At 39.9% G+C, this 14,136-nt stretch carries 12 protein-coding genes; 4 read left to right on the top strand and 8 right to left on the bottom strand.

Annotated elements, in window-relative coordinates; genetic code table 11:
* Window positions 1–102: 102 nt before the first annotated feature.
* Together VB797_RS19980 and VB797_RS19985 are read right to left on the bottom strand one after the other, a co-directional pair.
* The gene (locus tag VB797_RS19980) at window positions 103–795 is read right to left on the bottom strand and encodes a rhomboid family intramembrane serine protease (RefSeq protein ID WP_323239487.1); all 693 of its coding nucleotides are present in this window, start codon (window positions 793–795) and stop codon (window positions 103–105) included.
* Between the two features lie 187 nt (window positions 796–982).
* Window positions 983–1,696, bottom strand: a complete 714-nt coding sequence (locus tag VB797_RS19985; RefSeq protein WP_323239488.1) for a rhomboid family intramembrane serine protease — start codon at window positions 1,694–1,696, stop codon at window positions 983–985.
* 493 nt (window positions 1,697–2,189) lie between these two features.
* On the opposite strand from VB797_RS19985, the gene VB797_RS19990 reads away from it, so the two are divergent.
* Window positions 2,190–4,403: a dynamin family protein gene (locus tag VB797_RS19990; RefSeq protein WP_323239489.1), complete on the top strand. Its 2,214-nt coding sequence runs from the start codon at window positions 2,190–2,192 to the stop codon at window positions 4,401–4,403.
* Window positions 4,404–4,493: 90 nt separating this feature from the next.
* Here VB797_RS19990 and VB797_RS19995 read toward each other — a convergent pair whose 3' ends face one another.
* The 4 genes from VB797_RS19995 to murC form a co-directional block, all read right to left on the bottom strand.
* Window positions 4,494–4,970: a low molecular weight protein-tyrosine-phosphatase gene (locus VB797_RS19995; RefSeq protein WP_323239490.1), complete on the bottom strand. Its 477-nt coding sequence runs from the start codon at window positions 4,968–4,970 to the stop codon at window positions 4,494–4,496.
* A 130-nt stretch (window positions 4,971–5,100) separates the two neighbouring features.
* Entirely contained in the window at window positions 5,101–5,448 is a 348-nt protein-coding gene (locus VB797_RS20000; protein ID WP_323239491.1) for a YbaB/EbfC family nucleoid-associated protein, read from the bottom strand.
* Window positions 5,449–5,615: 167 nt separating this feature from the next.
* Entirely contained in the window at window positions 5,616–6,605 is a 990-nt protein-coding gene (gene murB, locus VB797_RS20005) for a UDP-N-acetylmuramate dehydrogenase (RefSeq protein WP_323239492.1), read from the bottom strand.
* Between the two features lie 146 nt (window positions 6,606–6,751).
* The gene (gene murC, locus VB797_RS20010) at window positions 6,752–8,170 is read right to left on the bottom strand and encodes a UDP-N-acetylmuramate--L-alanine ligase (RefSeq protein WP_323239544.1); all 1,419 of its coding nucleotides are present in this window, start codon (window positions 8,168–8,170) and stop codon (window positions 6,752–6,754) included.
* A 1,059-nt stretch (window positions 8,171–9,229) separates the two neighbouring features.
* On the opposite strand from murC, the gene VB797_RS20015 reads away from it, so the two are divergent.
* Complete coding sequence (locus VB797_RS20015) at window positions 9,230–10,249, top strand: type I glyceraldehyde-3-phosphate dehydrogenase (RefSeq protein WP_323239493.1); 1,020 nt, start codon at window positions 9,230–9,232, stop codon at window positions 10,247–10,249.
* 173 nt (window positions 10,250–10,422) lie between these two features.
* On the opposite strand, the gene thiL is transcribed toward VB797_RS20015, so the two are convergent.
* Window positions 10,423–11,421, bottom strand: coding sequence for a thiamine-phosphate kinase (gene thiL / locus VB797_RS20020; RefSeq protein WP_323239494.1), 999 nt, complete (start codon window positions 11,419–11,421; stop codon window positions 10,423–10,425).
* A 116-nt stretch (window positions 11,422–11,537) separates the two neighbouring features.
* On the opposite strand from thiL, the gene VB797_RS20025 reads away from it, so the two are divergent.
* A complete protein-coding gene (locus VB797_RS20025; protein ID WP_323239495.1) occupies window positions 11,538–11,939 on the top strand; it encodes a hypothetical protein in 402 nt (133 codons plus the stop codon).
* Between the two features lie 159 nt (window positions 11,940–12,098).
* Here the strand turns inward: VB797_RS20025 and smpB are convergent, their stop codons facing one another.
* Window positions 12,099–12,572, bottom strand: a complete 474-nt coding sequence (gene smpB, locus VB797_RS20030; RefSeq protein ID WP_323239496.1) for an SsrA-binding protein SmpB — start codon at window positions 12,570–12,572, stop codon at window positions 12,099–12,101.
* A gap of 293 nt (window positions 12,573–12,865) precedes the next feature.
* Here smpB and VB797_RS20035 point away from each other — a divergent pair, with 293 nt between their 5' ends.
* A complete protein-coding gene (locus VB797_RS20035; protein WP_323239497.1) occupies window positions 12,866–13,966 on the top strand; it encodes a peptidylprolyl isomerase in 1,101 nt (366 codons plus the stop codon).
* Window positions 13,967–14,136: the final 170 nt, after the last annotated feature.

A 14,136-nucleotide genomic window follows, 5' to 3' on the forward strand; every position in this document is an offset into this window, starting at 1 on the left:
CCTAACTCCTAACTCCTAACTCCTAACTCCTAACTCCTAACTCCTAACTCCTAACTCCTAACTCCTAATTCCTAATTCCTCACTCCTAATTCCTAACTCTCATTAATCATCGTTAAATAAGCCAAGTAAGGGGCCTAAAACTAATCCGAATACAAAACCACCGATATGCGCCCAATAAGCGACTCCACCTGTTTCCATAGTCATATTAACGGCTTTTTGCAGGTCAGCAACACCCGATATAACATTTTGAAGAATAAATAATCCTATTAGTACCCATGCTGGAACTCGAAGGGTAGTGATAAAAAAACCTAAGAAAATGAGGGTTCTAACTAAAGTGTGAGGGAAGCGGATCAGGTAGGCACCTAAAACTCCGGCAATTGCACCAGAAGCTCCTAATGAGGGGATAGTTGAATCCATACCAATAAACCATTGACATAGGGCAGCTAAAGCGCCGCAAGCCAAGTAGAAAACTATATATTTAAAATGACCCAAACGGTCTTCAATATTGTTACCAAAAACCCAGAGAAACACCATATTTGAAATTAGGTGCCACCAACCACCGTGTAAAAATTGTGATGTAAATAAGGTTGCCCATTCCGGAACTGGTTGATTAATTGCTCCACCAAAGCTAGCAGTTAATTGTTGCGGTATGACTGCGTATAGTTGAAAAAATTGTTGTAATTGTGCATCCGGCAAAGTAAATTCATGCAGAAACACTAGAACATTCATGCCAATCAAACCGTAGGTAATATAAGGTGTGATTCGCGTCGGGTTTTCGTCGTAAAGGGGAAACACTGGTGTTTTTTACTGTGATTAATAACTGCACTATAACCTGTAAGGCTTGCAGTTGCTAAGTATAGAGCATTTCACCTTACAAATAATTTAATTAAATATAAGAATTTGGGAATGGGGAATGGGGAATGGGGAATGGGTAATGGGTAATGGTTCAAAATTGTCCCAATTACCAATTCCCAATGCCCAACTACCAAGCTTTATCTGGGGTTTTATCGCTAAATAGACCTAATAAAGGACCTAAGATTGCTCCAAATGCAAAACCACCAGCGTGAGCCCAATAGGCAATTCCACCACTTTCCATGCCGATATTGGTGGGCATTCCTAAACTGGAAAAACCGTAGAAAGCTTGTTGAACAAACCAAAATCCTAAAAAGAAGTATGCCGGAACTCGAAAGGTAGGGAAAAATATACCCAAAGGTACAACACCGAGAACTTCAGCTTTAGGAAAACGGATAATATATGCTCCCATCACACCCGCGATCGCGCCACTAGCACCTAAAGAAGGAATTGCGGAACCTTGGGAAAAATACCATTGAGTCAAGGATGCTAATACACCACAACCAAGGTAAAAAATCAAGTATTTGACATAGCCTAATTTTTCTTCAATGTTGTTACCAAAAATCCATAGAAACAACATATTACCGCCCAAATGCAGCAAACCGCCGTGTAAAAACTGGGAAGTAATCAAAGTCAACCATTCAGGAACGGGTTGATTTACGGCAATTCCGCCGAAACTGCTGCTTAATTCACGGGGTACTACAGCAAAAAGGTGAAGAAAACCGTCTAAAGACTGGGGTGGTAAACTCGATTCGTAAAGAAAAGCCAAGATATTAACGGCAATCAGTCCATAGGTAACATAAGGTGTGATGGAAATAGGATTATTGTCTCTAATTGGAACCACGGTATTTTTTCCCGGTTGTGAAGTATCAGCATTAGATTACCGGATTTTTGCGATCGCCGCTTCTAACTTGCGATTGACATATTTCTAGATAATTCTCACGCTTTTCGGTCAAGTGTTTTACCGCTTTTGTTCGATTACCTAGCTATTGTGATCAAGTTGATGATTGTAGATTTTATTTTTGAATTGTTATGCATTGCTTTTTATTTACAAAACCGCAAGCAATTTTGTCAAGAGGTTGTACATGACCATCAGATGGCTGCAAAAAAATCGACTAACATTACAAAAGCTTGAGCGTCACAAATACATTGAGGATTTTTGTTTTTTTTAGCTATAACTCTTCAGAAGGGAACGGGGAATAGGCAATTGGTAGCAAAAAAATGTTTCCTTTTATCTAGTAATCTACCCAGCATTTACTGGGTAATCATATTCCACTACTTCCTATTCCCTACTCCCTACTCCCTATTCCCCTGTTCCCTTTTAAAAATTGGATTGTATGAAAACTATCCAGATTGATACCTATAGAACTGCACGTATTAATGCGATTATTCAACAACGGCAAAGGTTTAGTAGTCGAATCGAACGCGATAAAGCGAATCTGTCAGCTTGTAAGTTAGCGTTACTTAATTTAAGTCAGCACCAATCTGAGTTTCTTGCTCGTGGTGTTGATGCTACTTCTGCTCAACGTTTGGGAGAAATTAATTTTGAGGTCATTAATCAAATTGATGGTGTTTTAGGTCTATTGGAAAAACTGCGCTACCGCTGTACTCGCAGCACAATAAACATCGCAGTCGTTGGTTATGCTCGACAAGGTAAAAGTCTCTTGCTGCAAAGTTTAACCGGGCTTAATAACAAAGTTATTCCTGATGGTAGTGAAGGATACTGTACGGGTACGTTAAGTAAAATTGTTCACCAACCCGGATTAAAAAGCGCTGTAGCCAAGGTGCATTTCTATTCGTCAAATGAATTTAGCCTTCAAGTATTAGCTCCTTATTATGAAACTTTAGGTTTGGCTACAAAATCCATAACTGTAGAAGAATTTGCTCTTACTCCTCCGCCCGGTTTACCCTTAGATAAGAAAAATAGCGAATTTGACAAAGCTAGATACGGGCATTTACGTAGGGATTATTATTCTAATATTGCTAAATATCGCCATTTACTCGGATCTCCCCCAATAGAGATTGCCGAGGAAAATATTCCACAATACGTTACTCAAGATTCTCTCGATCAAAGCGGTAATAAAATTGTTAATTATTTAGCAGTTAAAGACTGTGTAATATCTTGTTCTTTTCCTCATGAAGATATTGGTCAGATTTCTTTATTAGATTTACCGGGGTTGGGAGATACAAATTTAATCGAAGCTGAACGGTTGATTAAGATTTTATCTGAGGAAGCGGATCTAATTTTATTTGTTCGCAGACCGGAAGCTAATGCTGTTTGGGGAGAAGCATATTTAAAGTTATATCAAATTGCTCGCGATGCTTTATCGGATTTTCCCCTTTCTAAATGTTCTTTTATGATTCTCAACCGCAGCAAACATGGTGCAGAAGGTGGGGATAACGGCTATCGCTGCCAAAAATTGCAAGCAGAACTTAAAGAAACACCAATTCGAGTGGCACAGTGTATTATTGCTGATTGTTCTAATTCTCAAGAGGCTTTTGCTGAAGTTCTAGAGCCGATTCTTGATTATTTAGCTGAAAATGTGGAGTCGATTGAAAGCGAATATGGACGTTCATGTCAAAAACAATTGGATGCGCTTTACCACAATATTAGTACTGAGCTAGACAAAGCTAGTGGTGCATTAGCTAAGTATGGTGATGGAGATTTATTATTTGAACAACTTTTTGATCGGTTTTGGCGCAGATTGACAAATGATTTGGAAAATTTGTTAGCAGAGTTAAAAGAAAATAGGGATAGCTTAGACAGCGATTTTGCACAACAGGTCGAAAATGCAATTCAACAATGTCGAACGGATACAGGAATTCCCGCAACAAAAGAAGAAATTGCCGAACGTCGTCATCTTTTTGGCTCTTACAATAGTGCTTACAACGAATTTTTACATGAAATCCGCACTAATTTTCTAGGACATTTTCTATCCTTAGATAAAGCTATGCAAATTTCGCTGGAAAACCGCAAAGATTTAGTTATCAAAATCCTTAAATCTTATTTAGGAGAACTTGGGAATGCTCAAGAAATCGATTTTCTGCAAATAATTTATAACCTGCTTCCCGATAACGCGAATAATCTAAAAATGGGTTTTCAGAAGCTTTATGAATTCGATGTTTCCCATGCAGGAAGAGTAATTCGTTTGCTTCGAGTCAATATTGATAAACTAAAACCGGATACTAACTCATTTTTGTTGTCACCTGCAAAACAATTTCCAGAAGAAGTGACTTCGGAATTAAACATTGAAGAACAAATTTTATGTACATTACAAAAACTACATCAAGAAGCAGCAGATAAATCTGAAACAGCTTTGCATCGAATACTCTGCGAACCTTCTGCTGATGCTTATTTTATGTTAGAAGAATTTGTCGATAGAGTGCTTCGTGCTAAAGATGTACAGTTAGAATGGCGAATTTTTCTTCGCAAAGAATGTTATCAAGTGTGGTCGGAATTTCGGCAGATAGAACAGCGGGTTCAACAGCAATTGATTTGGAGAACATTGGTTGAACGTGCCAAGGAAGTTAATGGTTTATTAGTTAGATAAAAACTAAAAAGTTAAGAGTTATAAATGATAACTCTTAACTTAGAATTGAGAACTAATGTTCAATCCTTACAAATTTACTTGCGTTTTGCGTTAGCGAAGCGTGTCCGAAGAACAAATATCCTCTAAAAGACCTCCACAAGCATCAACCAGCAAATCTACAACTTGATTAAAACCTTCCTTGCCACCATAATAGGGGTCTGGGACTTCTTTAAGAGAATGGGTGCGGCAATAGTCACACATCAAGCGTACTTTGTCTTGATTAGCGCCCGACATGGAAAGAATATTGCGATAATTCTCCTTATCCATCGCCAAAATCAAATCGAAGTTTTCAAAATCTGACGATTCAAAGGCTCGTGCTTGACCGCGAAGCTTAATTCCTAAAATAGCATCCGCAGCTGCACTCATCCGAGAATCTGGGGAACTACCAATGTGATAACTTGATGTTCCAGCCGAATCACAGTGGATATTGCTTAAACCAGCTTTTTCTACCAAATGATTCATCACATTTTCTGCGGTTGGCGATCGACAAATGTTACCCAAGCAGACAAACAGCAGCTTATAAGCCATAATCCAGTTCTCAATTATCAATTATCAGTTATCAATTATCAGTCCGCTACATCCTTCTGTGCTGCGGTCTAAGCCCTGAGCAAGATTAATGGCGTAAAAATGATAACTGCTCGCTAATAACTGTTTACTATTAAAATCCAGGTAATTCCAATCCGCTAGTCAAATCTTCCATGCGATCGCGCATAGTGGCAGTAGATTTATTGTAAGCATCCTTCATTGCTGCTGTGACCAAATCGGAAAGCACTTCTGCTCCTTCATTCATCGCATCAGGTGAAATTTCTACTCGTTTGGGTTCTTGGTTTCCACTGAGAATCACTTTTATCATTCCCCCACCAGATTCTCCTTGAATTTCCATTTGCTCCAATTCTTCTTGGAGTTGCTTGGCTCCTTCTTGAACTTGTTGGGCTTTTTTGAAGGCTTCAGCCAGTTCCTTCATTTTTCCTAAACCAAAGCCAAATCCTTGTCCTTTTCCCGTCATAATAAATAGTCAGCGTGTGCTTTCAATAACAAATCAAATTCAATTATAGATGCGTCGTGTAATTTGATAGTTTTTTATCTTAAGGTAATGCACCCAATTCAATCTCAAAAACCGAATATTAAAGATTTTTGACTCATATTTACGTTAATTTCCGCTTGCACCGATAATTAAGCTGCTGGAAATCCCAACATTTTAACTTCTGGGTGTAACCCAATTGACCAACGTTCTTGCACTTGATGCTGGACGTGACGAATAAGATTAAAAATATCGCTAGCGGTGGCTCCACCACAATTAACAATAAAATTAGCATGGCGGTGCGCTACTTGCGCTTGCCCAATTTGAAAGCCTTTCAGACCAGTTTCTTCGATTAACCTACCTGCGGAATGAGGTGTTGGATTGCGGAATACGCTGCCGCAACTTGGTAAATGATAAGGCTGGGTAGCCAGTCGATGCTGTTTGTGTTGCTTGGTTCTTGCCATAACTACTGCTGGATCTGCACCGGGCTGAAGCTGTAAAGTTGCTTGAGTGACTATTAAGTTGCTTCCTTGCAGTACAGAAGTACGATAGCTATAGTTCAACTGTTCGTTAGTTAAAGTTTTTAAAGTACCGTCGGGAGCAAGTACTTCAACGCTAACCAACATATCTGCAATACAGCTATTGTGCGCTCCAGCGTTCATGACTACAGCACCACCGATTGTTCCTGGAATGCCAACTGCCCATTCAAATCCTTCACAGCCACGTTCGGCGGCAGCCCATGCTAAAGCAGGAATTGATTCCCCAGCGGCAAATGTCATCGTACCAGTTTCAGAATCAAAATTCGTATGGCGCATATGGCGAGTCGCAATAACTAAACCTGGTAAACCGCGATCGCTAATTAATAAGTTGGAACCAGCACCAAGTACTGTGATCGATAACCCGTTTTCTTTAGCATATTCCACGCTGGCTTGCAAAGATTTATTGGAACGGGGAGCAACAAACCATTCTGCTAAACCGCCAACTCTGTAGGAAGTGTAGGCAGATAAAGCTACTTGAGGTTTGAGAATACAGTCAGTATCGTTTAAACGGATTCCTTCGTTTTTGCCGCCCACTTCTATTTCTGCTTCGTCAGTTTTTACACGAAATTTGCAAACATTCTTCTGCGACTGGGAAATCGTCATATTTACCAGATTGAATATATTTTGACGTTAACTAACCGTAATCATACGGATTTTTTTTGAGAAATAAAGCGCTTGTCCGACACAAATAATATTTAAGGGGGATACCACTAGGCTTATGCTGGTTCACCCCATCAAGTCGGCGTTAATTAGGATGTAGCTTGTGCTGGTTGCCGAAGAAAGTCTATAACTTCGGGAATTGTTTGGTTCAAGTTCCCAGCACCCAGGAATAGCGCAATATCTCCAGGACGCAAACTTTTCATTAAGAAGTCGCGCACTTCAACTAAGGTATGTTGATACTCTACTGAAGAATGATGTTTTGCTATTTCCGCAGCCAATTTTTCGCCACTAATCAAACCAGTATCTGGCTCTCCCGCGCTATAGATATCGGTAAGGACAACTAAATCCGCATGGCTGAAGGATGTTGCAAATTCCGCTAAAAATGTCGAGGTACGGGTGTAACGATGAGGTTGGAAAATGGCAACAACTCTTTGTCCGGGTCTTGCTTGCAACCTAGCAGCAGCTAAAGTTGCGCTCAACTCGCTGGGGTGATGCGCGTAATCATCGATAAAAGTAATTCCGTCAACTTTACCTCGAAACTCGAAGCGTCGTCTTGCACCTTCAAAAGTAGCTAAACTTCTAGCAATTTCGCCAAACTCTAAACCCAAGGCTCTACCGATAGCTACTGCTGCCAAAGCATTACTTAGGTTGTGATGACCTAATATACTTAAGTTCAGCACTCCCATCGCAATACCTTTTTCCCAGACTAAAGCTGTAGTACCATCAGCGCGATAGTCAATATTTGTCGCATAATAATCCGCACCGCTATCTGGGTCTAAGCTATAGCTGATATCGGGCTGAAAGCGCGTGCGTACCGTTTCGCAATCAATACAAGCTACTACAGTTTTGCAGTGACTAGCAAATGTTTTGAATGTATCTACTACTTGCTCCAACGTATCGTAGTGGTCTGGGTGGTCTAACTCTATGTTGGTAATAATGCCAAATAAGGGAGAATGTTTAACTAAGGAACCATCCGATTCATCCGCTTCTGCCACTAAATAAGGGCTTTGTCCCAAACGAGCATTACCTTCCCAAGCTTTAACTTCACCACCAACAATAATTGTAGGGTCAACGCCAGACTCTAATAGCATATAGCCAATCATGCTACTGGTAGTTGTCTTGCCATGAGTCCCTGCAACAGCAATACTTTTGTACTGGGATATTAATGCTGCTAACACATCAGAACGATGGAAAATTGGACAGCCGTTTTCTAATGCTGCTTTGTATTCTAAATTTGAGGCATTAATCGCTGTAGAACAAACTACTTGGGGTGTTTTAGTAATGTCCCCAGAATTACCTTTGAAAAAATCAAGATTAGCTGCTTCTTGTTTAGCAAAAACATTAACTCCAATTGATTCTAATTTATGAGTAATGTTATTTGGACGAACATCAGAACCACTAACCTCAAATCCTCTGAGAGCAAGGATGTATGCCAAAGCCGACATCCCAATACCGCCAACACCAATAAAATGAAACGGTCTACCGCTAAAATCTACTGCATTTACCATTGGTTTTTTCCTCTGACACCACACCACACCATTAACACTTTTAACACGCGCATCATAACTACGAATTTTACTTCTACTGACACAAACCCTGTATATTTTATTCCATATTAAAAAACGGAATTTGTTGCGAGTCATGTTAGTTATTCGGAAAAATTTTAACCCTGGATGGGATTTTTTCTCTTTCCAAACTATTATTACGTTTCTTCTGAGAATAGAAGCACAATCTGGAAGTAAACAATTGTAATTCACAATACATCTTTGTCAATCAAGAAAAGCAATTGTTTACAATATTACATTGGTTGCCAGAGAAGATTTGAGTATACAGATTCATATCTAAGAGTTTAAGAAAATTAGTCATTTGAGAGCGGTTTCTCCGGAATCATTAGTAAAAGCTACTTATTCATAGTCGAAACAACTTTGTTTTACCCTACATCTAGAAAGGTAATTTAACTACCTTTTTCCCATTAACTCATAAATCAGCTATAACTCAGCAAACATTCGACTGTAGATTTTGAAATTAAACACTTAAAAATCATACTGGCGAGTATTCTATCCCCAACTGATAGCAATTCATCAATCTAACATTTTGCTGCTATCAACACCTCGATTGACAAGTCTAAGTTGTAAGCGAATACTATTCGCATTTAGCTGTCAGTTTGTATATGTTTCTAACCGTGCCTTTGTGATATTTAACACAGGATTTGACACAATTGTATAATTAGTTGAGTGCACCTCGACTCTCAGGTGGTGTGAATATAACTTAATCCGAGTCGATCTGCAAGCAATTAGAGCAACAACAGGGCAATCAATCGCATACCATTTACTGGCAACTAATACATACTCCTTTAGAAAGAGTTTCGTCAAGTCCGATTCGTAACTTGGGAACAGCATTTTTTAGAATGTATATCGCTAATCTCGGTCTTTGCTGTGAGTAATCGGGATAAATTATCAAGTTTTTTAAGGAATCTAGCACTCTATAGTTATTAATACCCCCCCTTTGCGATATGATCGGGGTCATAAATAAGCACTGTTTAGAGATAAATACAGAGGGCAAGACCTGTGGTTAGAGTTGCAATTAATGGTTTCGGTCGCATCGGACGTAACTTTATGCGCTGTTGGATGACGAGAGAGAATAGTAACCTGGAAGTTGTTGCTATTAACGATACCTCAGACCCCAGAACGAATGCTCATTTACTGACGTATGACACCATGCTCGGTAATTTAAAAAATGCTGACATTTCTGCCGATGATAACTCCATTACGATTAAAGGTAAAACGATAAAATGTGTGTCCGACCGTAACCCAGAAAACTTGCCCTGGAAAGACTGGGAAGTTGACTTGATTATTGAATCAACTGGGGTGTTTGTCACTGAAGAAGGGGCGAGAAAGCATATTAAAGCTGGTGCTAAAAAGGTCTTAATTACTGCTCCAGGAAAAGGCGGTAACATTGGTACTTTTGTAATGGGAGTAAATCATCAAGATTACGATCCAAATAAGTATGACATAGTTAGTAATGCCAGCTGTACCACTAATTGCTTGGCTCCTATAGCTAAAGTTTTGGATGAGAAGTTTGGCATCGTCAAAGGTACCATGACTACCACTCACAGCTATACCGGCGACCAACGTTTGCTGGACGCTTCTCACCGAGATGTGCGACGCGCTAGAGCGGCAGCAATGAATATTGTACCCACCTCTACAGGTGCGGCAAAGGCAGTTGCATTAGTGTTGCCAAATCTCAAAGGAAAGCTCAATGGTGTAGCATTACGGGTGCCTACTCCCAACGTTTCGATGGTCGATTTCGTAGTCCAGATTGAGAAGCCTACCATTACTGAAGAAATTAACCAAGCTTTTAAAAACGCTGCTGAAAACGAACTCAAAGGCTTTTTGGGTTACTGCGATCTACCTTTAGTGTCATCCGATTATAAAGGTTGCGATACCTCTTCGGTTGTAGATGCCAGTCTCACAATGGTTTTGGGTGGAGACATGGTTAAGGTTATGGCTTGGTATGACAACGAATGGGGTTACAGTCAGCGGGTTGTTGATTTAGCTGAATTGATTGCTCAGAAATGGACTAATTAATTTTGGATTTTGGATTACCCTGCGGGAAGACGCTTCCGCGTCAATGGATTTTGGATTTCACGGAAAGTTGAGGGAGATGTTCTTTCTCTCAAATTTTCCAATACCAACTTTGGATTTTCAATCATAGAATTAATCCAAAATCTAAAATCGTAAATCTAAAATCGAGTGGGTTCTTAATTTGTAAAATGTTGAAATCCCCGGCTTAAGTTTAAAACTTGGTCGGGAGTTTCCTGGTTACTATCGTGTAATAACACGCGATCGCCATTAGTAATTGTTCCGATTACCGCTGCACCATTACCGAGTTTTTGTACTAGTTCACTGGCTGCTGGTTTTGGTAAGCAAAGCATTAGCTCAAAATCTTCGCCACCATAAAGGGCATATTCTAAGGCTTGTTGTTGTGTTAGCCAACCCATAGCTTGATGTAAAGGAATTTGAGTGGCTTCAATAACTGCACCAACTTGACTCGAATTACAAATTTGTAAGACTGCATCCGCTAAACCGTCGCTGCTATCCATTCCACAAATATCTGTAAGCAAATGAGAATTTACAATCTCCCACAGAATTGGTAGGACATCCAAACGTGGTTTCGGTCGTTGATGGGCTTTGATTAAAGCTGCTTTTTCATTTTTACTCAGGTTTGTGATTAAATCGGGATTTAACAATAACTCCAAACCCGCACGGGAAGACCCATGACAACCCGTTACAACAATTGCATCTCCAACTTTAGCTTTGTTGCGACGAATGGTAAGCCGTGGTTCAACTTGTCCCAAAGCTGTAATTGCCACACTGATAATTGGCGATCGCACTATGTCACCACCCACAATCGGAGTATCGTACTGTTGCAAGCATTGGGTCATTCCCTGGTATAGTTTTTCAACCCAATCTACGGGAGTCTCTCCAGGAAGCCCTAACCCGACCGTAATTCCTAACGGTGAAGCTCCCATTGCTGCTAAGTCAGAAAGATTTGCCGCCGCCGCTCGCCAACCGACATCTTCTGGGGAAGTAGTAATATCGCTGAAATGAACTTTATCAATTAATACATCTGTAGTTACCACCAAAGATTTTTCGGCAGCAGTTGTTAATACCGCTCCATCATCGCCGATAATATCTGGAGGACAAAAGCGCTGCAATATTTTTAAAAGTCCTTGTTCGCCAATTTCTTTGATTTGCATAAAATCAATGATCGATTATCAATGATCAATTATCAGCTACGGAGTGCAATACATCATCTGAGCGGGTAGCTGAGATATACTATCGACGGTTAATTCGTAAACGCGGGGGAAGATATATGGTGAGACTGGTTTTAACGGTGATTTTGCTGGTATTTTTGACGGCTTGCAGTTTTGGGACACCATCACCAAATAAACAGTTAATTAAAAAAGCGATCGCTATTTCAATGCAGGAAACGCAACAGCAGCTTGGTCAATTAAATTTGGATTTTCAGGAATTGGAAATCAACCATTTATCAATCAAGCAACGGAAGCTGATGACGGTTGAACATTTACCAGCTTTCCGAATCCAGGGAACTTATGATTTAAATTTAAAGTTACCAAAACGGAGTTTAGAGCAACTAAAAAAGCCCTTTGACGTTTATCTACAGATCCAAAAAGAAGGCAAAACCTGGAGATTGTTGCTTCCTCCCCGAAGTAATGAAGATACATCAATTTGGCATAGCTATGTTGTGGAATAGGTCTAAGGGATTTTGGATTTTAGATTTTGGATTTTAGATTGAAAATCTACAAGTATTTCTTCTATTACCTATTCCCCCATTACCTATTCCCCATTACCTATTCCCCCCATTACCTATTCCCCATTACCTATTCCCCATCCCCCATTCCCTACTTCCTATTCAATAACTTTTCATTGCACGCTGCATATCACGTTGATCTTGACGTTTTTTGATGGTTTCTCGCTTGTCGTGGAGCTTCTTACCTTTACCAAGAGCGATACTAATTTTTACCCAACCACCTTTGAAATACATTTTTAAAGGTATTAAAGTCAAACCTTGCTGCTCTGTCTTGCCGATCAATTTGCGAATTTCGTCGCGATGAAGTAGCAGTTTACGGCTGCGACGCGGTTCGTGGTTGAAGTATTGTCCGCTAAAGTTATAAGGTGAAATATGGACGTTGAGCAGCCACGCTTCATTGTCGCGAATTAACGCATATCCATCTTGAAGATTAGTTTTGCCAGCCCGGATAGACTTGACCTCGGTTCCTGTTAGCTGAATTCCAGCTTCGTAGGTTTCCAGAATTTCGTATAAATAACGGGCTTGACGGTTGTCAGCAATAATTTTGAAACCTTGAGTTTTTTTGTCTTGGCTCATTGATGATTTTTTAGGACTCCAATCTGTGGGAATAAGTTTTAAATAAAAATGAAATCTGTATATGCTTACATTTTATCAATTTAGCTCTTGTGAACGTAGAATTGCTGCTGCTTGAGAAATTTTGATGGCTTAAGAGTATTTATGTATTATTAGTTGCTAATATGCTGCGGAGCCAATAACTTAATGTTTTTTCTTCTGCTGACTCTGCGTAAACAAGCTCCCTTTACTGTGGGAAGATTATTGATATGTTACGACAAAATCCAAAATAATTTGATGTTGCATTATAAAATTCTATGTTCAACTTATTGAAATCTTGTTTGAATAGTCTAATTACACTACTGCTGGTAGCGGTCTTTTTGGGAATAAGTGTAACTGGATGGACTTCTTCGAGTATTGCTGCTTTACCCGCAGGAAATGCGATTACTGATGGTAAAGCTTTATTACGGTATGCACTTCCTATAGATAATGAGCCGGTACGGAAATTGCAAAAAAGCTTGGAAGATATTGCTACTCAGTTACGAGCGAATCGACGTTGGGGAGCTATTAAGAATGATTTGAAAACTGCTTCGCGGGTTCTTAGTAAGCCCGAAACTGTACTCGCAAGCGTTCCACAGGAAAATCAAGAGCAAGCAAAGATTTGGATTAACGAACTGCAAACTGGTGTAGAAAAGCTGCAAGAAGTAGCGGAAGTTAAAGACAAAGAAGAAACTTGGATCGAACGAGCCAAACTTTTAGATTTGGTAGGAAATCTCGAAGAATCGATGGTCACGGGTTTTCCCTATGAAGTACCCGCAGAATATAGTAACTTACCCCAATTAAAAGGACGCGCTACGGTAGCAGTAAAAACTACTCAAGGAGACCTGGAAGTTGTTGTAGATGGTTACAGCGCTCCAGTTACTGCTGGAAACTTCGTGGATTTAGTCAAACGGGGTTTTTACGATGGCTTAGAGTTCTTACGTGCTGAGGATTTTTATGTACTGCAAGCTGGAGACCCACCGGGTAAAGATGCAGGTTTTATTGACCCAAAAACAGGTGAATATCGGGCTATTCCGTTGGAAGTTCTTGTAGAAGGGGATAAAGTACCCACTTACGGCATTACTCTTGAACAAGCTGGTCTATATACCGAAATGCCAGTTTTACCTTTTTCGTCTTACGGTGCTGTAGCAATGGCTCGTCCTGAAACCGAAGTTAACGGGGCTTCTTCCCAGTTTTTCTTCTTTCTATTTGAAGCCGAACTGACTCCTGCTGGACGCAACTTACTAGATGGACGCTATTCTGTCTTTGGTTATGTGACTAAAGGTAAAGAAATTTTAGAGAAAATTAAGCAAGGAGACAAAATCGAATCAGCCAAAGTTATCCAAGGAATCGAGAACTTGGTTGAACCGCAAGCTTAGCAACGCATAGATAACTAATGAAGTAGGCTTTGTTACGGTTTTTGTAACACAACACTTTGATTGCAACCATTATGCTTACTCTTCTGAGCAATGGTTGCGTTTTTTTTGCGATCGCATCAGATTAAGTTCCGAGTAAGATCTGTTAGCAGATAAAGGTAAATGTCTTTATA

It is taken from the genome of Rivularia sp. UHCC 0363 (genome assembly GCF_034931125.1).
Taxonomy (GTDB): Bacteria; Cyanobacteriota; Cyanobacteriia; order Cyanobacteriales; family Nostocaceae; genus Rivularia.

What these genes read in the sequence shown, in the direction of transcription:
- VB797_RS19990 (WP_323239489.1), top strand. Translation starts at nt 2,190, where the DNA reads ATGAAAACTATCCAGATTGATACCTATAGAACTGCACGTATTAATGCG.
- VB797_RS19995 (WP_323239490.1), bottom strand. Translation starts at nt 4,970, where the DNA reads ATGGCTTATAAGCTGCTGTTTGTCTGCTTGGGTAACATTTGTCGATCG.
- VB797_RS20000 (WP_323239491.1), bottom strand. Translation starts at nt 5,448, where the DNA reads ATGACGGGAAAAGGACAAGGATTTGGCTTTGGTTTAGGAAAAATGAAG.
- murB (WP_323239492.1), bottom strand. Translation starts at nt 6,605, where the DNA reads ATGACGATTTCCCAGTCGCAGAAGAATGTTTGCAAATTTCGTGTAAAA.
- murC (WP_323239544.1), bottom strand. Translation starts at nt 8,170, where the DNA reads ATGGTAAATGCAGTAGATTTTAGCGGTAGACCGTTTCATTTTATTGGT.
- thiL (WP_323239494.1), bottom strand. Translation starts at nt 11,421, where the DNA reads ATGCAAATCAAAGAAATTGGCGAACAAGGACTTTTAAAAATATTGCAG.
- VB797_RS20025 (WP_323239495.1), top strand. Translation starts at nt 11,538, where the DNA reads ATGGTGAGACTGGTTTTAACGGTGATTTTGCTGGTATTTTTGACGGCT.
- smpB (WP_323239496.1), bottom strand. Translation starts at nt 12,572, where the DNA reads ATGAGCCAAGACAAAAAAACTCAAGGTTTCAAAATTATTGCTGACAAC.
- VB797_RS20035 (WP_323239497.1), top strand. Translation starts at nt 12,866, where the DNA reads ATGTTCAACTTATTGAAATCTTGTTTGAATAGTCTAATTACACTACTG.